Annotated in this window: 14 protein-coding genes, 5 tRNA genes and 1 riboswitch; of the genes, 13 read left to right on the top strand and 6 right to left on the bottom strand. The window is 71.1% G+C overall.

Annotated features, from left to right (window positions below; all coding sequences use genetic code 11):
- Window positions 1–33: 33 nt before the first annotated feature.
- From hrpA to ACX25U_RS16875, 5 genes are all read right to left on the bottom strand, one after another.
- The gene (gene hrpA, locus ACX25U_RS16895; RefSeq protein WP_454392974.1) at window positions 34–4,011 is read right to left on the bottom strand and encodes an ATP-dependent RNA helicase HrpA; all 3,978 of its coding nucleotides are present in this window, start codon (window positions 4,009–4,011) and stop codon (window positions 34–36) included.
- 127 nt (window positions 4,012–4,138) lie between these two features.
- Window positions 4,139–4,212 (bottom strand) — tRNA-Phe (locus ACX25U_RS16890).
- A 24-nt stretch (window positions 4,213–4,236) separates the two neighbouring features.
- Window positions 4,237–4,311: transfer RNA gene (locus ACX25U_RS16885), tRNA-Asp, on the bottom strand.
- 48 nt (window positions 4,312–4,359) lie between these two features.
- Window positions 4,360–4,432, bottom strand: a tRNA-Glu gene (locus ACX25U_RS16880).
- A 155-nt stretch (window positions 4,433–4,587) separates the two neighbouring features.
- On the bottom strand, window positions 4,588–6,111 hold the full coding sequence (locus ACX25U_RS16875) for a metallophosphoesterase family protein (RefSeq protein ID WP_454392972.1): 1,524 nt from the start codon (window positions 6,109–6,111) through the stop codon (window positions 4,588–4,590).
- A gap of 79 nt (window positions 6,112–6,190) precedes the next feature.
- Here ACX25U_RS16875 and ACX25U_RS16870 point away from each other — a divergent pair, with 79 nt between their 5' ends.
- The 6 genes from ACX25U_RS16870 to ACX25U_RS16845 all read left to right on the top strand — a co-directional run bounded on the left by ACX25U_RS16870 (window position 6,191) and on the right by ACX25U_RS16845 (window position 13,225).
- Window positions 6,191–6,541, top strand: a complete 351-nt coding sequence (locus tag ACX25U_RS16870) for a metallopeptidase family protein (protein ID WP_454392970.1) — start codon at window positions 6,191–6,193, stop codon at window positions 6,539–6,541.
- Window positions 6,542–6,625: 84 nt separating this feature from the next.
- Window positions 6,626–7,159, top strand: a complete 534-nt coding sequence (locus ACX25U_RS16865) for a hypothetical protein (protein ID WP_454392968.1) — start codon at window positions 6,626–6,628, stop codon at window positions 7,157–7,159.
- Window positions 7,160–7,367: 208 nt separating this feature from the next.
- Window positions 7,368–9,461 (top strand): DEAD/DEAH box helicase, encoded by a 2,094-nt coding sequence (locus ACX25U_RS16860; protein WP_454392966.1) that lies wholly within the window; start codon window positions 7,368–7,370, stop codon window positions 9,459–9,461.
- 187 nt (window positions 9,462–9,648) lie between these two features.
- A complete protein-coding gene (locus ACX25U_RS16855; RefSeq protein WP_454392964.1) occupies window positions 9,649–11,772 on the top strand; it encodes an FG-GAP-like repeat-containing protein in 2,124 nt (707 codons plus the stop codon).
- Window positions 11,773–11,884: 112 nt separating this feature from the next.
- A tRNA-Lys gene (locus tag ACX25U_RS16850) sits at window positions 11,885–11,957 on the top strand.
- A 263-nt stretch (window positions 11,958–12,220) separates the two neighbouring features.
- A complete protein-coding gene (locus ACX25U_RS16845) occupies window positions 12,221–13,225 on the top strand; it encodes a DMT family transporter (RefSeq protein ID WP_454392962.1) in 1,005 nt (334 codons plus the stop codon).
- Here ACX25U_RS16845 and ACX25U_RS16840 read toward each other — a convergent pair.
- Complete coding sequence (locus ACX25U_RS16840) at window positions 13,191–13,766, bottom strand: helix-turn-helix domain-containing protein (protein WP_454392961.1); 576 nt, start codon at window positions 13,764–13,766, stop codon at window positions 13,191–13,193. The two genes, ACX25U_RS16845 and ACX25U_RS16840, sit on opposite strands and share 35 nt — an antisense overlap.
- Before the next feature lie 115 nt (window positions 13,767–13,881).
- Here ACX25U_RS16840 and ACX25U_RS16835 point away from each other — a divergent pair, with 115 nt between their 5' ends.
- From ACX25U_RS16835 to ACX25U_RS16805, 7 genes are all read left to right on the top strand, one after another.
- On the top strand, window positions 13,882–14,718 hold the full coding sequence (locus ACX25U_RS16835; protein WP_454392959.1) for an EamA family transporter: 837 nt from the start codon (window positions 13,882–13,884) through the stop codon (window positions 14,716–14,718).
- A 42-nt stretch (window positions 14,719–14,760) separates the two neighbouring features.
- On the top strand, window positions 14,761–15,408 hold the full coding sequence (locus ACX25U_RS16830; protein WP_454392958.1) for an FMN-binding negative transcriptional regulator: 648 nt from the start codon (window positions 14,761–14,763) through the stop codon (window positions 15,406–15,408).
- 41 nt (window positions 15,409–15,449) lie between these two features.
- Window positions 15,450–16,157 (top strand): B3/B4 domain-containing protein, encoded by a 708-nt coding sequence (locus ACX25U_RS16825; RefSeq protein WP_454392956.1) that lies wholly within the window; start codon window positions 15,450–15,452, stop codon window positions 16,155–16,157.
- A gap of 206 nt (window positions 16,158–16,363) precedes the next feature.
- Complete coding sequence (locus ACX25U_RS16820; RefSeq protein ID WP_454392954.1) at window positions 16,364–17,494, top strand: dihydrofolate reductase family protein; 1,131 nt, start codon at window positions 16,364–16,366, stop codon at window positions 17,492–17,494.
- Window positions 17,495–17,548: 54 nt separating this feature from the next.
- A tRNA-Met gene (locus ACX25U_RS16815) sits at window positions 17,549–17,622 on the top strand.
- A gap of 261 nt (window positions 17,623–17,883) precedes the next feature.
- Window positions 17,884–18,039, top strand: a riboswitch (cyclic di-AMP (ydaO/yuaA leader).
- Window positions 18,040–18,048: 9 nt separating this feature from the next.
- Window positions 18,049–19,092, top strand: coding sequence for a M23 family metallopeptidase (locus tag ACX25U_RS16810; protein ID WP_454392952.1), 1,044 nt, complete (start codon window positions 18,049–18,051; stop codon window positions 19,090–19,092).
- Window positions 19,093–19,188: 96 nt separating this feature from the next.
- Window positions 19,189–20,133 carry an aldo/keto reductase gene (locus ACX25U_RS16805; protein WP_454392950.1) on the top strand — a complete coding sequence of 315 codons (945 nt, stop codon included), beginning with the start codon at window positions 19,189–19,191 and terminating at the stop codon, window positions 20,131–20,133.
- Window positions 20,134–20,143 lie beyond the last annotated feature (10 nt).

Raw genomic sequence — 20,143 nt, 5'->3', positions numbered from 1 at the left:
GCCTGGTCGAACTCACTCAGGGTGCGCGGGCCGTCACGGGGCCGCCGCGTCGATCGCCTTCACGATCCGCTTGTCCGAGACGGGGTACGCCGTGCCCAGCGCGTGGGCGAAGTAGCTGACCCGCAGCTCCTCGATCATCCAGCGGATGTCCAGCACCGAGGACGGCACCGGCCGGCCCTGCGGCATCCGCTCGAGCAGCCACGCGTACTCGTCCTGCATGTCATGGACCTTCTCCATGCGCGTGGTGTCCCGCTGGACGTTCGTCGGCATCTGCTGCAGGCGCCGGTCCGCGGCCACCAGGTACCGCATCAGGTCGGGCAGGCGCCGTATCCCCGCCTCCGTCACGAAGCCGGGCCTCACCAGGCCGTCCAGCTGCGCCCGTACGTCTGCCAGGTTCGGCAGCAGCGCGGGGCTGCGTACGGCCTTCAGACGGCGCTCACAGGCCTGCCAGGCGGCCAGCACCTGCTGCACCTGGCCCACGGTCCGCACGGTCACGTCCACGATCTCGGCCCGCACCCTGTCGTACAGCTTCCGGTACGACTCCTCGTCCCACACCGGCCCACCGAAGTCCCCGATCAGCTTGTCCGCCGCCGCCGTCGCACAGTCGTCGAACAGCGCCTGGATCGAACCGTGCGGGTTCGCCGACAGGGCGAGCTTCTGCTGGTTCGTCAGCTTCTCGGACGCGAACTTCGCCGGGTTGACCGGAATGGTGCGCAGGATCAGCCGGCGCGTCCCCTTCCACATGGCCTCGGCCTGCTCGGCCTCGGTGTCGAAGAGCCGTACGGACACGGTGTCGCCGTCGTCGACCAGCGCGGGGTACGCCTTCACCGGCTGACCGGCCCGACGGGTCTCGAAGACCCGGCTGAGCGTGCCGATCGTCCAGTCGGTCAGACCCTTGCGCTCCAGCGACTCGCCACCGGTGCGCGAGGCGGTCGCCGCGGCGGCCTGGGAGAGGGCCTTGCGCGCCTTCGGCTTCAGCTTCAGCTTCAGCGCTTCCAGGTCCTTGTCCTCGGCCAGCTTCCGGTGCCGCTCGTCGACGATCCGGAAGGTGATCTTCAGATGGTCGGGGACCTTGGACCAGTCGAAGTCCTCGGCCTCGAAGGGCACACCGACCATCCGCTTCAGCTCGCGCGCCATGGTCGTCGTCAGCGGCTCCTGCAGAGGCACCGCCTTCTCCAGGAACGCCTTCGCGTAGTTCGGCGCGGGCACGTAGTTCCGGCGGATCGGCTTCGGCAGCGAACGGATCAGCTCGGTGACGACCTCCTCGCGCAGGCCCGGGATCTGCCAGTCGAAGCCCTCGTCGGTGACCTGGTTCAGCACCTGCAGCGGAATGTGGACGGTCACACCGTCCGCGTCCGCGCCAGGCTCGAACTGGTACGTCACCCGGAACTTCAGATTCCCCTGCCGCCAGGAGTCCGGATAGTCGGCCTTGGTGACCGCCTCCGCCGACTCCCGGATCAGCATCTCCCGCTCGAAGTCCAGGAAGTCCGGCTGCTCCTGCCGCTTCCGCTTCCACCAGGAGTCGAAGTGGGCGCCGGAGACGACGTGTTCGGGCACCCGCTGGTCGTAGAAGTCGAACAGCGTCTCGTCGTCGACCACGATGTCCCGGCGCCGGGCCCGGTGCTCCAGCTCCTCGACCTCGCTGAGCAGTTTGCGGTTGTCGGCGAAGAACTTGTGGTGCGTGCGCCAGTCGCCCTCGACCAGCGCGTTGCGGATGAACAGCTCCCGGCTGACCTCCGGGTCGATCCGCCCGTAGTTCACCTTCCGCTGGGCGACGATCGGCACGCCGTACAGCGTCACCTTCTCGTACGCCATCACCGCCGCCTGGTCCTTCTCCCAGTGCGGTTCGCTGTACGTCCGCTTGAGGAGATGGTCGGCCAGGGGCTCGACCCACTCCGGCTCGATCCTCGCGTTGACCCGGGCCCAGAGACGACTCGTCTCCACCAGCTCCGCCGACATCACGAACCGCGGCGGCTTCTTGAACAGCGCCGAACCCGGGAAGATCGCGAACTTGGCGTTGCGGGCGCCCAGGTACTCGCCCCGCCCGCCGTCCTTGCGGCCGCCCGGCCCCGAGTCCTTGGACTCCTTCACGTCCTTCATGCCGATGTGCGAGAGGAGCCCGGCCAGCAGGGAGACGTGGATGCGGTCGGCCGGGGCGTCCTGGTCGTTGAGGTGGATGCCCATCTGCTTGGCGACCGTGCGCAGCTGGGAGTAGATGTCCTGCCATTCACGGATGCGCAGGAAGTTGAGGAACTCCTGCTTGCACATGCGCCGGAACGACGACGAGCCCCGCTCCTTCTGCTGTTCGCGGATGTAGCGCCAGAGATTGAGGAAGGCGAGGAAGTCGCTGGTCTCGTCCCGGAAGCGGGCGTGCTGCTGGTCGGCCTGGGCCTGCTTGTCGGCGGGACGCTCGCGCGGGTCCTGGATGGACAGCGCGGAGGCGATCACCATGACCTCGCGGGCACAGCCGTTCCGGTCGGCCTCCAGGACCATACGGGCCAGCCGCGGGTCGACCGGCAGCTGGGCCAGCCTGCGGCCCAGCTGCGTGAGCCGCTTGCGGGGGTCCTTCTGCGCCGGGTCCAGCGCGCCGAGCTCCTGCAGCAGCTGCACGCCGTCGCGGATGTTGCGGTGGTCCGGCGGGTCGATGAACGGGAACTTCTCGATGTCGCCGAGGCCGGCCGCGGTCATCTGCAGGATGACGGAGGCGAGGTTGGTGCGCAGGATCTCCGCGTCCGTGAACTCCGGCCGGACGAGGAAGTCGTCCTCGGAGTACAGCCGGATACAGATGCCGTCGGACGTACGGCCGCAGCGGCCCTTGCGCTGATTGGAGCTGGCCTGCGAGATCGGTTCGATCGGCAGCCGCTGCACCTTGGTGCGGTGGCTGTAGCGGGAGATCCGGGCGAAGCCGGGATCGATGACGTACTTGATGCCGGGCACGGTGAGGGAGGTCTCGGCGACGTTGGTCGCCAGAACGACCCTCCGGCCGGTGTGCGGCTGGAAGACACGGTGCTGCTCGGCGTGCGAGAGCCGGGCGTACAGCGGCAGCACTTCCGTGAACCGGTACTGCTTCTTGTTGAGCGCGTCGGCAGTGTCGCGGATCTCCCGCTCCCCGGAGAGGAAGACGAGGATGTCCCCGGGCCCCTCGGCCATCAGCTCCTCGACGGCATCGGTGATCGCGGTGATCTGGTCCCGGTCGGCGTCGTCGGAGTCCTCCTCAAGGAGCGGCCGATAGCGCACCTCCACGGGATACGTCCGCCCGCTGACCTCGATGATCGGCGCATCGCCGAAGTGCCGGGAGAAACGCTCGGGATCGATGGTGGCCGAGGTGATGACGACCTTGAGGTCAGGACGCTTCGGCAGCAGCTGCGCCAGATACCCGAGCAGGAAGTCGATGTTGAGCGACCGCTCGTGGGCCTCGTCGATGATGATCGTGTCGTAGGCACGCAGCTCGCGGTCGGTCTGGACCTCGGCGAGCAGGATGCCGTCCGTCATCAGTTTGATGAACGTGGCGTCCGGATCCACCTGATCGGTGAACCGCACCTTCCAGCCGACGGCCTCGCCCAGCGGCGTCTCCAGCTCCTCCGCCACGCGCTCGGCGACCGTACGGGCGGCGATACGGCGGGGCTGGGTGTGCCCGATCATGCCCCGCACACCGCGCCCGAGCTCCAGGCAGATCTTCGGGATCTGCGTGGTCTTCCCGGACCCGGTCTCACCGGCGACGATGACGACCTGGTGATCACGGATGGCCTCCGCGATCTCGTCCTTCTTCTGGCTGACCGGCAACTGCTCCGGATAGCGAACCGCCGGCACCCGGGACCGCCGGGCGCTCATGCGCTCCTCGGCCTTCCCGACCTCCCCCTCGACCTCTGCGAGAACGGCGGCACGCGCCTCGGGCTTACGGATCTTGCGCGCACCTTCGAGCCTGCGACCGAGCCGGTGCGCGTCACGCAGCGACAACTCGTTCAGGCGGGGGGCAAGGGCGCCGAGGGCGGGGGCGGGATGCGTAGACATACGGGATCCAGGATCTCACCTCGGGGAAATTGCGCGCGAACCATTTGACCGTGGCGGAAGCGGACCGTGGCGGTGTGGCACGCCGTACGGCGAAGGCCCCGTCCTGCTGGACGGGGCCTTCGGGGGGTGGCTGGGGCCGGGGTCGAACCGGCGACCTTCCGCTTTTCAGGCGGACGCTCGTACCAACTGAGCTACCCAGCCGCAAGGTTTCACGTGAAACCTCAGCGGTCCTGACGGGATTTGAACCCGCGGCCTCCACCTTGACAGGGTGGCGAGCACTCCAAACTGCTCCACAGGACCAGGATCGCATGCGAACCGACGAAGGTAAGTGTCGCACACGTTACTGCGTGCCCCCAACGGGATTCGAACCCGTGCTACCGCCTTGAAAGGGCGGCGTCCTAGGCCGCTAGACGATGAGGGCTATCGGCCCGCCTGGGCGCTTCTCAGCGCGTCGGGGACGTGGAAAGCATAGGGGATTGTGCGGGCTATCGCCAAAACCGTTTATGAGTCGGAGGGAGACGTCGCGGGCGGGGACGGTGTGGCGCCCGGTCGACCGCGGCGGAGCCGCTGATCGATTCAGCCCTTCGGGAGGTGGCGGCTGACCTCGGCTGTCGTCTGGCCCAGGCCGCCCAGTTTGATCGAGTCCCAGGCCTGGAGGCGGCGGCTGTCGCGGTCGAAGTAGAGGATCGACGCCTCGATCGGGTCGGGGTGCTTCCCCTCGACCGCCCGCAGGCCGCTGCCGCCCGTCGAGCCCTCCATGCGCAGCCGGGTGCCGTACTTCAGGACCTTCGTGCCCTGGTGGTGGAGGTGCCCGCACAGGACCAGTGGCACGGTGCCGTCCGTCTCGCGGGCCGCCGCCGGCTCGTGGGCGACGGCGATGTCGACCGGCGTGCCCTTGGCCTGCTGGTCGCGCAGCGCCGAGGCCAGCCGGGCGCCCGCCAGCTGTTCGGAGGCGTCGCTGCCCGGGGTGACGGAGCGGTCGGGGGTGAACTGGGGGTCGCCGATGCCGCCGAAGCGCAGGCCCGCGATGGTCTCGGCCCGGCCGTCGTCCAGGACGTGCACGTTCTTCATGCGCTCCAGATAGCGCTGGGTGACCATGGAGTCGTGGTTGCCGCGGACCCAGACGTAGGGGGCGCCGAGGTCCTCGATCGGGTCCAGGAAGCCGTTCTCCGCGGCGGTGCCGTGGTCCATGGTGTCGCCGGAGTCGACGATCACGTCCACCTTGTACTGCTCCACCAGCGAGGCGATGATCTTCCAGCTCGCCGGGTTGAGATGGATGTCGGAGACGTGCAGGACGCGGATGGTCGACGGGTCCGGGGAGTAGGCGGGGAGCGTGGAGGTGACGTCGTAGAGCCTGGTCACGTTCGTGACCAGGCGTGCCAGTTCCTTCTGGTAGACGTCGAACTCGGTGACGATGCTGCGCGCGTTGCCGACCACGGAGGGCGCGGAGGACAGCAGGCCGGAGAACTTGGGCTCCAGGACGGACTTCGGGTTCCAGGTGGCGTACGCGCTCGCCCCGGACACGGCGAGCAGGGTCAGGGCGAGGCCACCGGCGGCCAGGGCGCGGCGGGGGCGGCGGTAGACGGCCAGGCCGAGGGCGGTGGCGCCGGAGACCACGGCGACGCAGGACCGTACGGCCAGGTCGAGGGTGCCGTGTTCGACGTCGTGCACGATCTCGTCCTGGAGGCCGGAGAGGCGTTCCGGGTGGTCGACCAGGGCCTGGGAGCGGTCGGGGTCGAGCTGGTCGACGTTGACGTCGAGACGGACGGGGGCGCTGTGGCTGTCGAGTTCCAGGGCACCGAGCGGGGAGACATTGATCTTCGTGCCGCCGCTGAGGGACGGGCGCAGGGCCATGGTGGTGTTCATGGGGCCGACCGGGGCCCGTACGTTGCCGACGACCAGCAGGCCCAGCCAGGCGCCGACGAGGACGACGGCGACCAGGCCCATGGCGCGCGCCCAGGGGCGGGGCCCGTACGTCAGGGAGAGGGCCGGGCGGGGGCGGGGTGAGCGGTGCAGGCGGTCGGTGAGGGCACGTACCGCCCTTCGTATGCCGTGCGGGCGGTACGGGCGGTTCAGGTCGGCGAGGGGGGCGCGGGCCATTGGGCGCGTATGCCCAGGTCCGCGATCGGGTATGCGCGGGTACGCGGTGGCGGCGGGGGCCGTACCGGACAATGGCCCTGTGCTGGAGATGACGCGCGAGGAGTTCGAGGAACTGGTCGCCGAGGCCCTCGACCGGATTCCGCCGGAGTTGACGCGGCTGATGGACAACGTCGCGGTGTTCGTCGAGGACGAGCCGCCCGCCGACGATCCCGAGCTGCTCGGGCTGTACGAAGGGACCCCGCTGACGGAGCGCGGTGAGTGGTACGCGGGCGTGCTGCCCGATCGGATCACGATCTACCGCGGGCCGACGCTGCGGATGTGCGAGACACGGGAGGACGTGGTCGTGGAGACCGAGGTCACCGTGGTGCATGAGATCGCCCACCACTTCGGGATCGACGACGCGCGTCTGCACTCCCTGGGTTACGGCTGAGGCTGGTCCGGGCCGGTCGCGTGTCCTCTTGCGGGTGAAGGGCGTTGAGCACGGTGACGTCTTTCATCCCGGAGGTGGCTTCCCGTGCGCCCCTTGTACGTGTCGGTCCGTCTCGCCACCGCGGTCGCCGCCCTGGCCGTTGTCACCGGCTGCGTGAGCGTGGGGGAGGACGCCGGTGGCGAGGCCCGGCCGTCGCGCTCCGCGGGGCAGCGGGGCGGTGAGGCCCCGGGCGGAGGAGGGGCGGTGTCCGGTGGTGGCGCGGGCCGTGCCGGTGGCGCCGGGGACGGCGAGCACGGGCACGGAGAGAAGGGGAAGGACGGCGAGTCGCCGTCCGCGTCGGCCTCGCCGTCGGCCTCGGGCAGCGCGTCCGCGTCGGCCCCGGGCAAGCGCGGGGTGCCGCCGAAGCCGGGTGAGCCGACGCCGACGGACACCGCGCCGGTGCCTCCGCAGACGTCCGCCGCGCCGGAGCCGCCGCCGGCTTCCCCTTCCCCTCCGCCGGCCTCGCCGGATCCGACGGCCGCCGAGCCGTCGTCGTCGGCGCACGAGGGTACGGGGCCGCAGCTGGAGCAGCGGGAACCCGCGCCGGAGCCGGGCCGGCTGCGACGGGCCAGGTCCTGACCGGCGCCCACGGGCCCGGTTTGCTTTCGAGGGCGGTAGGTGCGTAAGGTGGCAGATCGTTTGATCCCATTTGCCCGGCGCCCACGCAGAGCGCGCCGTGTGGCGCGTACTCTCCTTTGCCGTGGCGGACCGCATCGAGGCGGTCGTGGTGCGAATCACGGAGTTGACGGGCGCGTGCCGACGAGACTCCGGAAGGTTTCGCATTCGCATGTCCATTACTGCTGACCACGTCGTCGTGCCCGAGAGCGCCGACGACGCCCCTGAGAACCGTGAGGTGTCCGAGATCACGTTCGCGGATCTCGGTCTCCCCGAGGGCGTCGTGCGCAAGCTCGAGCAGAACGGTGTGACCACCCCCTTCCCGATCCAGGCCGCGACCATCCCGGACGCCCTGGCCGGCAAGGACGTCCTGGGCCGGGGTCGCACCGGCTCGGGCAAGACCCTGTCCTTCGGTCTGCCGACGCTGGCCACGCTGGCCGGCGGCCGCACCGAGCGGAAGCGCCCGCGGGCGGTCATCCTGACCCCCACCCGCGAGCTCGCCATGCAGGTGGCGGACGCCCTGCAGCCCTACGGCGACGTCCTCGGACTGAGGATGAAGGTCGTCTGCGGCGGCACCTCGATGGGCAACCAGATCTACGCCCTGGAGAAGGGCGTCGACATCCTGGTCGCCACCCCGGGCCGCCTGCGCGACATCATCAACCGCGGCGCCTGCTCGCTCGAGGACGTGCGGATCACGGTCCTGGACGAGGCCGACCAGATGTCCGACCTGGGCTTCCTGCCCGAGGTCACCGAGCTGCTCGACCAGGTCCCGGCGGGCGGCCAGCGGATGCTGTTCTCCGCGACGATGGAGAACGAGATCAAGACCCTCGTCGACCGCTACCTGACCGACCCCGTCTCCCACGAGGTGGACGCGGCGCAGGGCGCGGTGACGACCATGTCCCACCACATCCTGATCGTGAAGCCCAAGGACAAGGCGCCGGTCACCGCGGCCATCGCCTCCCGCAAGGGCCGCACCATCATCTTCGTGCGCACCCAGCTGGGCGCCGACCGCGTGGCCGAGCAGCTGCGCGAGGCCGGTGCGAAGGCCGAGGCGCTGCACGGTGGCATGACCCAGGGCGCCCGCACCCGCACCCTGGCCGACTTCAAGGACGGGTACGTCAACGTTCTGGTCGCCACCGACGTCGCCGCCCGCGGCATCCACGTCGACGGCATCGACCTGGTGCTGAACGTCGACCCGGCCGGCGACCACAAGGACTACCTGCACCGCGCCGGCCGCACGGCCCGCGCCGGCCGCACCGGCACGGTGGTCTCCCTGTCGCTCCCGCACCAGCGGCGCCAGATCTTCCGCCTCATGGAGGACGCGGGCGTGGACGCCACGCGCCACATCATCCAGGGCGGCGCGGCCTTCGACCCGGAGGTCGCGGAGATCACCGGCGCCCGGTCGATGACCGAGGTGCAGGCCGAGTCCGCGGGCAACGCCGCCCAGCAGGCCGAGCGTGAGGTCGCCCACCTCACCAAGCAGCTCGAGCGCGCCCAGCGGCGCGCGGCCGAGCTGCGCGAGGAGGCCGACCGGCTGGTCGCCAGGGTCGCCCGCGAGCGGGGCGTGGACCCCGAGGCGGCGGTGGCCGAGGCGCAGGCGATGGCCGAGGTGTCGGTGCCGGAGCAGCCGGGGGCGCAGGACGTGGACCGCGCCGAGCGGGGCGAGCGCGAGGAGCGTACGGCGGCGCCGTCGTCGTACGACCGTCGTGAGCGCCGTGAGGAGCGGGGCGGGCGTACGTTCGACCGGGACCGTTCCTTCGACCGTGACCGTGGTGGCCGTTCCTACGAGCGGCGCGACGACCGGGGCGGCTTCAACCGGGACCGGGACCGGGACCGCGACCGGGGCGACCGCGGCGGCTTCCGCCGGGACGACCGGGGCGACCGCGGCGGCCGTACGTTCGACCGTGACCGTGACCGTGACCGTGACCGTGGCTTCCGCCGTGACGACCGGGACCGTTCCTTCGACCGTGACCGTGGTGGCCGTTCCTACGAGCGGCGCGACGACCGGGGCGGCTTCAACCGGGACCGCGACCGCGACCGCGCCCCCCGCTCCTTCGACCGCCGTGACGACCGTGGCGGCTTCCACCGGGACGAGCGCGGCGGGCACCGTGGCAGCGACCGTCCGTTCAACCGCGACCGCCAGGGCGACCGCCCCGGCTTCCGCTCCGGCGGCCACGAGCGCCCGTACGGCCGCCGTGACGACCACCGTGGCGGCGGTTCCTTCGGCCGCCGCGAGGACAAGCCGCGCTGGAAGCGCAACGGCTGACGCCGGGTGAGGTGACCTGTGAAGGGCCCGTACGACCGCTGTCGTACGGGCCCTTTCCTTTTAACTACCGTTGGCCAACGGGTGGTTGCTACCATCCCGGCTCTTGGCACGGAGGAGGGGCGCGGCCGGGGGAGCCGTCGTGACCGTGCCGTTCTCACATCCCTGGGGAGGGACCTTGACTCGGCGTGTGCGCACACGCTCCGCCGCGGCCCGGTACGGCCGGACGACCGCCGCTCTCGTGACCCTGGCCGCCCTGGGCGCCGGTTCGCTGACCACCGCCGGTCCGGCGGCCGCGGACACCGCACCGACGCCCGTCCGGACGGACGGCGTGTGGGGCATCGACTACGCGGGCGGCTTCCTGACCACCGTGGAACGCGGCCCGAACCGCGACCAGTACGTGGTCGGCCGCCAGATCTCGCCCGACGGTTCCACGGTCCTCGAGCAGTCCAACTGGGGTTACGCCGGCGTCTACGCGAACGGCGCGCACATCCAGCGGGTGCCGTGCGACGCCGGGGAGTGCGTACCGCTGCGCTCCACCGGCGACCGGCACGTCGGCTACTTCCTCGTCGACGACGGCGGCAAGGAGCACGCCCGGATCTGGCTGTCCCCCGACAGCTACCACGCGTGGACCGAACCGACGGTGACCGGCGGCCGGTTCGTGGACGTCACCGGCCGCTACTACATCTACGACGCGGCCTCCACCGGCAAGCAGTACGTCGACGCCGTGCAGGAGTACCGGAGCCAGGGCGTGCGGCGGACCCGGTCCGTCACCGCCGCCTCCGTGTGGGGTTCGATCCTGTGGACGCCCGGTTCGGGTGAGGGAGCCGTCACCGGCTACGACCTGGAGGCGAAGAAGACGGTCCGGACCGTGGCGACGGGGGCGCCCTGCACGGTCGAGGAACTGCAGGTGGTCGGCCGCTGGATCTACTGGAACTGCGGCCCGTCCGGCGCCGCGGGCGTCTACGACCGTACGGCGAGGAAGACCGTCAAGGTCCCTTCCGGACCCGCGCTCGTGGGCGACGGCTACCTCGTCCGGCACGACCGGAGCGCCGGCAAGCTGATGCTGACGGACTTCCACTCCGGCACGGCCGCCCCCGTCCGCCCGGTCGCCGATCTCCCGGCCGGGAACACGGCCGACCAGCGGCGGCTCACGTGGACGGTCGACAAGTTCGGCGGGAACATCGCGTACGTGGACGCGGACAAGGCCGTGCACATCGTGCGCAGCGGGGTCCCCGCGCAGCCGCTGACGGCGATCGAGTCCGATCTCGCAGACGGCGCCGTGGACGCCGTGGACCTGCACTGGAACAGCACCTGGCAGTTCAACCGGCAGGCCGCCTGGACCTTCACCGTGAAGGACGCCCGCGGGCGCACCGTGCACACCGAGACGGGCGGCGGTGCCTCGGCCCAGGCAGGCTGGACCGGGCGGACGGACACCGGGGCGTACCCGTACAACGGGCGGTACACCTGGACCCTGAGCGCCACGGCGCCCGAAGGCGGCGGCACGTACACGGCCGGCGGTTCGCTCGGGCTCACCGGGGGCCTCCAGGGCCACCACGACCAGGGCGGCTACAGCTACGGCGAACTGGTCACCCTCAACTCCTCCGGCACTCTCACGCTGCACTTCACCAACGGCAAGGGCAAGTTCGACTTCAAGCAGTCGGCCTCCGGCTGGCCCGCGGGCACCGTCGCCATCCCCTTCGGGGACATGGGCAGCGACCGGTGCGCCGAGATGCTGATGCGGATGCCGAACGGTGAGCTGCGCAAGTACAAGGGCCACTGCGGCATGTCGTACAAGCCCGGCAGCAGCCACACCTCCCTCGGCAAGGGCTGGAAGGCCTACGACGTCCTCACCGCACCGGGTGACCTGACCGGCGACGGCCGCACCGACCTGCTGGCGCGCAAGGCGTCGACCGGGGACATCTACCTCTTCGCGACGAAGAGCAACGGGACGCTCGCGGCCGGCAAGAAGATCCGGTCGGCGTGGAAGGGCTACAAGAAGATCATCGGCGCCGGTGACCTGAACGGCGACGGCATCGGCGACGTGCTGGCTCTCGACAGGGCGGGCACGCTGTACCGCTACGACGGCAACGGGAAGGGGCTGCTGAAGAACCGGGTCAAGGTCTTCACGAAGTGGGGCGCCTCGTACAACGCGATCGTCGGCGTCGGCGACATCACCGGCGACGGCAGGAACGACCTGGTCGCGCGGGACACCAAGGGCAACCTCTACCGCAACAACGGCAACGGGAAGGGCTCGTTCGGCGGCCGCACGAAGATCGCGACCGGCTGGAAGGGATACAAGGGGATCTTCTGACCGGAACCCATCCTGGCCATGGGCGATCACGTGAAACTTCCGGCCGGCCTCCCCGGATACCCGATCGGAGACGGGGCCTGCTCCGGCTATGCTCGGGTAGGCAACATCGCCTGGGCCCTTAGCTCAATTGGCAGAGCAGTGGACTTTTAATCCATTGGTTGTGGGTTCGAGTCCCACAGGGCCTACGAAGACAGGGGAGGGGAAGCTCTCCCTGACCCGCGAAGAAGAGCCCCGGCCGGCTTTGACCGGCCGGGGCTCTTCGGCAGATACCATCACGGGGTGAACACCTACTGGCACGTCGTTCTCCCGCCGCTCTGCGCCTGACCGGGCGCAGACACTGACGGTTTGATCCCCGGCTCCAACCGGCCCGCAGGGCGGTCAGGGGCTCTTGTCGTGCGCCCGTTTCGGATCCAGTCCCGGACGAATTCGACGACGGAAGATCACGACTGTGCCGAACAGCACCACCCCTCTGACTCCCGCGCGCCCGGCCGCCGCCGGCCCGCGTCCTTCTCGCACCGGTCTCCTCGGCGGTCCCGCACCCATCCTGACCTCAGCCGTGCTGTGGGGCACGACCGGGACCGCCAGTTCTCTGGCACCGGCAGGCGCACCGGCGGCGGCCATCGGCTGCGCCGGTCTCACCCTCGGCGGCATCCTGCTGTTCGTCACTTCCCGCGGCGCCCGCTCACTGCCCGCCGCCTGCACGCGCCCCGAGCGGTGGCTGCTCGCCCTCGGTGCACTGGCGGTGGCCGGCTATCCGGTCACCTTCTACCCGGCGGTGGCCCGGACCGGCGTGGCCGTGGTCACCGTGATCGCGCTGGGCAGCGCGCCGGTCTTCGCCGGACTGCTGTCCTGGATCACCGGACAGGCCCGGCCGACCGCACGCTGGACCGCCGCCACCGCAGCCGCCGTGCTGGGCTGCACCCTTCTGGTGCTGGGCCCCCGACTCACCGGACAGGCCACTACGACGGACCTGACAGGCGTCGCGCTCGCCGCATGCGCCGGACTGTCGTACGCCGCCTACTCACTGATCGGCGGCAGGCTCATCACCCGCGGACACCCGTCGGACGCGGTGATGGGCGTGCTGTTCGGCGCGGCCGGGCTGCTCGTCCTGCCGCTCGTCCTGTTCGTCGACACGCGCTGGCTCGCCACCACCCGCGGCGCGGCGGTGGCTGTGTACCTCGCCCTGTTCACCGTCTACCTGGCCTACCGGCTCTTCGGGCACGGACTGCGCCGCACTCCGGCATCGGTGGCCACCTCGCTGACCCTGGCGGAGCCCGCCGTGGCAGCGGTCCTGGGCGTAACCGTCCTCGGTGAGCGCCTGCCGGCCGCCTCCTGGTGCGGGCTGGCCGTCCTCGCTCCGGGCCTGGTCCTGCTGACCATCCCCGTCGGCGCGGTCCGAATTCAGGCGCGGTCCGAATTCACAGGACACCGGGCGGCAGGTGGACCGTCATGATCAGGTGGCAGGTTTCGGTGCCCGAGCCGCGGTAGGTGTGCGGGGCGTCGCCGTCGAACGTGGCGGTCTGCCCGGCTTCGACGGTGTGCTCGGCGCCGTCGACGACCAGGGTCATCCGGCCGGAGGTGACGCTGACGGTTTCCACGACTCCGGCCTGGTGGGGGTGGCTGGGGTACTCCTCGTCCGGTTCCAGTCGCCAGCGCCAGACCTCGACAGGGGCCGGGCCTGAAGTCGTCAGCATGAGCCGGGCCTCGCTGCCCTGCTCCCCGGTCCACAGGGGGGCGACGGCGTCGGCGGCCACGATACGAACGCGGTCCTCGGGCGCTCCCTGCATCAGGGCGGACACCGAGATGCCGAGGGTGTCGGCCAGCCGGACCAGGGTGGCCAGGTTGGGGTTTCCCTGGGCTTTCTCCAGTCCCACCAGGGCGCCTTTGCTGACCTGGGCGCGCCGGCTGAGTTCCTCCAGGGACAGGCCCGCGCGGGTGCGGGCCGCCCGGACGTTGTGCGCGACCGTCCGCAGGGCTGCGGCCGTCTCGGCCATCTGATCTCCATCCTCGCAACTGGACCACTGGAATGCACCGTGCGGTCGTTTGGTTGACACAAGCCGGTCGATCCGTTGTACGGTTTGGTCGTTCCATTGTAGTAAAGGATGCGCTGTGATCGCTCTGCTGCTGGCCCTGGGCAGCTCACTCGCGTACGGGTGCGCCGACTTCCTCGGCGGCCTCGGCGCACGCAAGGCTCATGTGCTGCGTACCGTGATGGTCGCGGCCCCGGCCAGCCTCGCGGTCGAGCTGTTGCTGTGGCCGGTGCTCGGCGCCTCGTTCAGCCCCGCGGCCCTCGGCTGGGGTGCCGCGTCCGGCGTCGCCTCGGCCGCCGCGTTCGCCCTGCTCTACCGCACCCTGGCGATCGGCCCGATGAACGTGCTGTCGCCCGTGACCGCGCTGGTGTCCGCCGCGCTGCCCGTCGTCGTGGGTCTGCTGCAGGGCGAGCACCTGGCCGCCGCCGGACTGGTGGGTCTGCCGCTCGCGCTGGTGGCGGTGGTGCTGGTCAGCGCCGGACACGGCGCGGGCTCGGTGCGCCCTTCCCGTACGGCGCTGCTGCTGGCCTTCGGCGCGGGCACCGCGATCGCCCTCCAGCTGGTCTTTCTGCACCAGGCGCCGTCCGACAGCGGGGTGGCTCCGCTGATCGTGGGCCGGGCGGTCTCCTCGGCCGTCACCCTGACCGCGGCGGCGCTGGTGCATCGCAGGCTGGGCTCCGAGCGGCCCGCGTACGCCATGTCGGCGGCCGCGGGCGTACTGGACTCTGTGGCGAACCTGCTGTTCCTGCTCGCCGTCCGCAGCGGGGACCTCACCGTCGTCGCCGTGGTCACCGCCCTCTACCCGGCCGGCACGGTCCTGCTCGCCCGCTGTGTGCTCGCCGAACGCATCCACCGCTGCCAGCTCGTCGGCCTCGGCACCGCCGCCGTCGCCGTCAGCCTCCTCGCCCTGACTTGAGCACGCCGCAGCCCACCGCACCACCGAGCCAAGGAGAACAAGATGCTGGTCCACCCCTGGGACGCCGGCCTGGACGAAGCCGAATGGCAGACCTGGATCGCCGAAGGACACGACTTCGGACTCCTGACCGTCAACGGCCTGCCCGGCCGGCCGCCCACCGTGGTCCCCACCCACTTCACCTGCGACGGAAACCACCTCCTGGTCCACCTCGCCAAGCCCAACCCGGTCTGGAAGGCGATCGAGCGCGACCCGAACGTCGTCCTCACCGTGATCGGCGACTACGCGTTCATCCCCGGCCCCTGGCGCGCCCAGGCCGGCACCTCGCCCCACGACGGCGTGCCCACCAGCTACTACACGGCCGTCCAGTTCGCCTGTCGTGCCGGCATCGTCGACGATCCCGAGGCCAAGGCCGAGTTGCTGCGCCACCAGCTCGCCCACTTCCAGCCCGACGGTGACCACGGTCCGGTCGCGGTCGACCAGCCGCCGTACGGCCGGATGCTGTCCGGCATCCGCGGCCTGCGCCTGGAGGTCACCGAAGTACGGGCCAAGTTCAAATACGACGATCACAAGCCGGTCGAGCACCGCGCCGCCGTCGCCGACCACCTCACCGCACGCGGCCAGGGCCTCGACATCCCCACCGCACGGCAGCAGCGCCGCCGCCTGGACCGCATCGGCCCCTGGAAGCCCTGACCCCCACCACCTCGCACGCACGCAGGAAACGGAACCCGCCCATGCCCGCCTTCCGCCTCGCCCCCGCTGTCGCGGACGCCTTCCCCGACACCCTCATCGCCCTGGTCACCGCCACGGGCCTGCGCGGCCGGGAATCCTGGCCACACACCGTCGCCGCCCTGGAGGAACTGGAGCAACAGCTCGCCGACGGCACCTGGCACCCCGCCGACGAGACCGACCCGCGCATCGAGGCCTGGCACACCGCCTACCGTTCCTTCGGCACCAACCCCCGCCGCATCCGCCCCAGCGTCGACGCGCTCGGCCGCCGACTCGCCAAGAAGGGGAGCCTGCCGCGCATCAACCCGGCCGTCGACTCCTACAACGCCGTCTCCGTCCGTCACGGCCTGCCCGCCGGTGCCTTCGACCTCGACCACGTCACCGGCGACGTCGTCATCCGCCACGCGGACGGCACCGAGTCCTTCACCCCGCTCGGCGAACCCGGCACCGTCGAGCACCCCAAGCCCGGCGAGGTCGTCTACGTGGACACCACCGGCGTCCTGACCCGCCACTGGAACCACCGCGACGCCCACCGCACCCGCGTCACCGAGGACTCCACACGCGTCGCCTTCGTCCTCGAAACCCTCCACGCCGCCCGTGACGGCGACCTCCTCAAGGTCGCGGCGGACGAGCTGCAGGGCCTGCTCGCCCCGCACGCCGAACAGACCGCCGTGCACCACCTCGGCCCGGCACAGCCCCAGGTCACCGCCTGACCTCGGGCCCGCCTCGAGGCGGGGGAGCGGCCGAGCGGATGCCGGACCGGGGTGAGCAGCACGACCGCGGCCGCGGACAGGGCGGCGAGGGCGCCGTCCGGGTCGAGAGGATGGAGTACGTCCGGCGTGCCGGCCTCCTGCCGGGGTTGCCATGCCGCCCATGCCGGTTCCCCTGAAGTCCGAACAAGCCGAGAGAGAGGGCGTCGATGCCCCACCCATACGTCCTGCTGTCCGCCGCCGTCTCCCTCGACGGGTACCTGGACGACACCGGCCCCGAGCGGCTGCTGCTGTCCAGTCCCGCCGACTTCGACCGGGTCGACGAGGTGCGGGCGTCCGTCGACGCGATTCTCGTCGGTGCCGGGACGATCCGTGCCGACAACCCGCGGTTGCTGGTGAACTCGCCGGAGCGGCGGGCGGCCCGGGTGGCCGCCGGGCGGGCGGAGTATCCGCTGAAGGCCGCGGTCAGCGCGTCCGGGGAGCTGGACCCCGAGGCGCGCTTCTGGCACACGGGCGGCGAGAAGGTTCTCTACACGACCGACGAGGGGGCGCGGCGGGCGCGGCGGACGGGTATCGCCGCCGATGTGGTGCCGCTGGGCGCCGTACTCGACTGGGGACTGCTGCTCGAGCACCTGCACGACGTGCGCGGGGTGCGCCGGCTCATGGTGGAGGGCGGCGGGACCGTCCACACGCAGTTGCTGCGGCTGCAGCTCGCGGACGAGGTGCAGCTCGTGCTGGCCCCGCTGTTCGTGGGGGACCCCGAGGCGCCTCGGCTGTTCGGGCCCGGGGGCTATCAGGGCGGGCGGCTGCGGCTGGTGGAGGCGCGGGTCATCGAGGACGTCGTCCTCATGCGCTACGAGCCGACCGCACCCGGCCCGGTGGACCGCGTCGTACCCGCGGACCGGCACTGGCTGCGGCTCGCGTGCGAGCTGGCCGCGCAGTGCCCGCCGTCCCGGACCGCGTTCAGCGTGGGCGCGGTGGTGGTCGCCGCCGACGGGACCGAGCTCGCCCGCGGGTACTCGCGGGAGGCCGGCGACCCGGTCGTGCACGCGGAGGAGGCGGCGCTGGCCAAGGTCGACCCGGCGGATCCGCGGCTGGCCGGCGCCACGGTGTACAGCAGTCTGGAGCCGTGCGCCCGCCGCGCCTCCCGGCCGCGCCCGTGCGCCCGGCTGATTCTGGACGCGGGGGTACGGCGGGTGGTCACGGCCTGGCGGGAACCGGACACGTTCGTCGAGGGCGCCGACGGGACCGGGGTGCTGACGGCCGGGGGTGCCGAGGTCGTCGTGGTGCCGGAGTACGAGGGGCCGGCCAAGGAGCCGAACCGGCATCTGCTGGGCTGAGCGGAATACGTGCGCAAGCTGCCCCGCGCATGGCGTACACTGGTGTCACACCGACGCGGGGTGGAGCAGCTCGGTAGCTCGCTGGGCTCATAACCCAGAGGTCGCAGGTTCAAATCCTGTCCCCGCTACTGAAGGCTCAGGGCCGGAATCCGATCAAGGATTCCGGCCCTGAGTGTTTCCCGGGCGCGTCGCAGGCCGCGGTGGCGTGAGTTTCCTGACGCGCGGTCGACTCGGATGGATGACTCGCCCCATTTTTGCCGGTCATGGGCTGTAAGTTCTGGCCAAGAAGGTTTAATGATCAAGCCGAACGGCTTGGAATCCGGGCTCCGGGTCTATTAACGTTCGATAACGCAGAGCACGGTCGTCCCAGCCGCCACAAGAGGCGGCTCCGTGTGCACGCGCCGAATCCCGCAAGGGAGCCGGGGAACCACCAACTTGGGGTGAATCGGGCTCAATCACCGTGGAAGCACGGCTGGTTGACGCGCGTAGGAGACCTTCCCCTCCGAACCCGTCAGCTAACCCGGTAGGCGACGGAAGGAAAGGAGTGCGCCTTCGTGGCGTCCAACCGGCTGGCCCCAGAAGCCCCGTCCGTGCCGGACCGGCACGACACCGAGACCTTCGGCTACGGCGGCCGGCGTGCCGACGAGGGCCCCTGGGAGGAGTGGAACCCCACCGCGGAGTCCACCCGCCCCGCGCGCGGCCGGCACCGCGTCGCCAAGCAGCGCGGCGGCGGGCTCGCCCGCAGCTCCACGGTTCTCGGCGTCGGCGTGATCGCCGCCGTCGGCGCGGGCGGCATGGCCAGCGCCAACACCAGCAAGCCGCCGGTGTCCATCTCGCTGCCCGACCTGCCTTCCGTGGGCTCTCTGTTCGACGACGCCTCCGACGCCCCCAACACCCCCGAGGGCTCGGCGACCGCGCTCAGCGGCGTCGGTGTGACCACGGCCGACACCGAGCAGGGCACCTCCGACGCCGGTGAGGTGCTGCGCAACCGCATCATGGCGCAGGCCGAGCAGCAGCAGGCCCAGATCGAGGCCAAGACCCTCGCGGACGCCGAGGCCGCCGCCGCCAAGAAGGCCGACGAGGCCGCCGCGAAGGCGCAGAAGGAGGCCGAGGCCAAGGCCGCCGCCGAGAAGAAGAAGGCGGAGGAGGAGGCCGCGAGGAAGGCCGAGGAGGCGCGGCTGGCCGAGCTGGCCAGGCAGTACACGCTGCCGACCTCCTCGTACACGATCACCTCGTCCTTCGGGCAGGCCGGCGCCATGTGGTCCTCCGGCTACCACACCGGCCTGGACTTCGCCGCGCCCACCGGCACCCTGATCAAGGCGGTCCACAGCGGCACCATCACCGAGGCGGGCTGGGCCGGCTCCTACGGCTACCGCACGATCCTCACCCTCGACGACGGCACCGAGCTGTGGTTCTGCCACCAGTCGTCGATCAGCGTCAACGTCGGGCAGAAGGTCAGCACGGGCGACGTCATCGGCCGCGTGGGCGCCACCGGCAACGTCACCGGGCCCCACCTGCACTTCGAGGTCCACCCGGACGGCCAGGCGGGCGGGATCGACCCGATGACGTGGCTGCGCGGCAAGGGTCTCACCCCCTGACGGGCCTCAACCTCTGACGAACCCCTGATGTCTGTTTGCGCAGCCTTGTGGCCGGATGCGGAATGATCCGCTCCGGCCCGGCTGTTGATGTTGGACATGACTTCTCTACGTAAACTGGGCTCGTCCGATCTCGAGGTCTTCCCGCTCGCCCTGGGCGGCAACGTCTTCGGCTGGACCGCCGACCGGGAGCAGTCCTTCGCCGTCCTGGACGCCTACGCGGCCGCCGGAGGCAACTTCGTCGACACCGCCGACTCCTACTCGGCGTGGATCGAGGGGAACCAGGGCGGCGAGTCCGAGACGATCATCGGCAAGTGGGTGAAGGCACGGGGCAACCGCTCCGACGTCGTCATCGCCACCAAGGTGAGCCAGCACCTCGACTTCCAGGGGCTGAGCGCCGCCAACATCAAGGCCGCGGCCGACGCCTCCCTCAAGCGCCTGGGCACGGACTACATCGACCTGTACTACACGCACTTCGACAAGCCGGAGGTGCCCGTCGAGGAGATCATCGGCGCGCTCGACGAGCTGGTGAAGGCGGGCAAGGTGCGGCACATCGCCGCCTCGAACATCTCCGCCGAGCGGCTGACGGCCTCCCTGGACTTCTCCGAGCGCGAGGGCCTGGCCCGCTACGTGGCCCTCCAGCCGCACTACAACCTGGTCTCCCGCGACACCTACGAGGGCGAGCTGCAGAACCTGGCCGAGCGGGCCGGTCTGGCCGCCGTTCCGTACTACGCGCTCGCCTCCGGGTTCCTGACCGGCAAGTACCGGCCCGGTACGACGGTGGACAGCGCGCGGGCGCAGGGCGCCGCCAGGCACCTGGACACCGAGCGCGGCCAGAAGGTTCTCGCCGCCCTCGACGAGGTCGCCCGGGCCCACGACGCCGAGGTCGCCACGGTGGCCCTGGCCTGGCTCGCGGCCCAGCCGACGGTGGCCGCCCCGATCGCCTCGGCGCGGAGGGTGCAGCAGCTCCCGGCGCTGCTGGGAGTCGCGGAGCTGCGGCTGACGGAGGAGGAGATCGGCAAGCTGACGCAGGCGTCGGCGTAACTCCGGCCCC

The sequence above is a fragment of the Streptomyces sp. JNUCC 63 genome (assembly GCF_054366325.1).
This window is presented reverse-complemented; position numbering and strand designations above follow the sequence as displayed.

Excerpts from the sequence above, each read along its gene's own strand:
- ACX25U_RS16840 (WP_454392961.1), bottom strand. The coding sequence starts at position 13,766 with ATGGCCGAGACGGCCGCAGCCCTGCGGACGGTCGCGCACAACGTCCGG.
- ACX25U_RS16805 (WP_454392950.1), top strand. The coding sequence starts at position 19,189 with ATGACTTCTCTACGTAAACTGGGCTCGTCCGATCTCGAGGTCTTCCCG.
- ACX25U_RS16860 (WP_454392966.1), top strand. The coding sequence starts at position 7,368 with ATGTCCATTACTGCTGACCACGTCGTCGTGCCCGAGAGCGCCGACGAC.
- ACX25U_RS16875 (WP_454392972.1), bottom strand. The coding sequence starts at position 6,111 with ATGGCCCGCGCCCCCCTCGCCGACCTGAACCGCCCGTACCGCCCGCAC.
- ACX25U_RS16830 (WP_454392958.1), top strand. The coding sequence starts at position 14,761 with ATGCTGGTCCACCCCTGGGACGCCGGCCTGGACGAAGCCGAATGGCAG.
- hrpA (WP_454392974.1), bottom strand. The coding sequence starts at position 4,011 with ATGTCTACGCATCCCGCCCCCGCCCTCGGCGCCCTTGCCCCCCGCCTG.
- ACX25U_RS16825 (WP_454392956.1), top strand. The coding sequence starts at position 15,450 with ATGCCCGCCTTCCGCCTCGCCCCCGCTGTCGCGGACGCCTTCCCCGAC.
- ACX25U_RS16820 (WP_454392954.1), top strand. The coding sequence starts at position 16,364 with ATGCCCCACCCATACGTCCTGCTGTCCGCCGCCGTCTCCCTCGACGGG.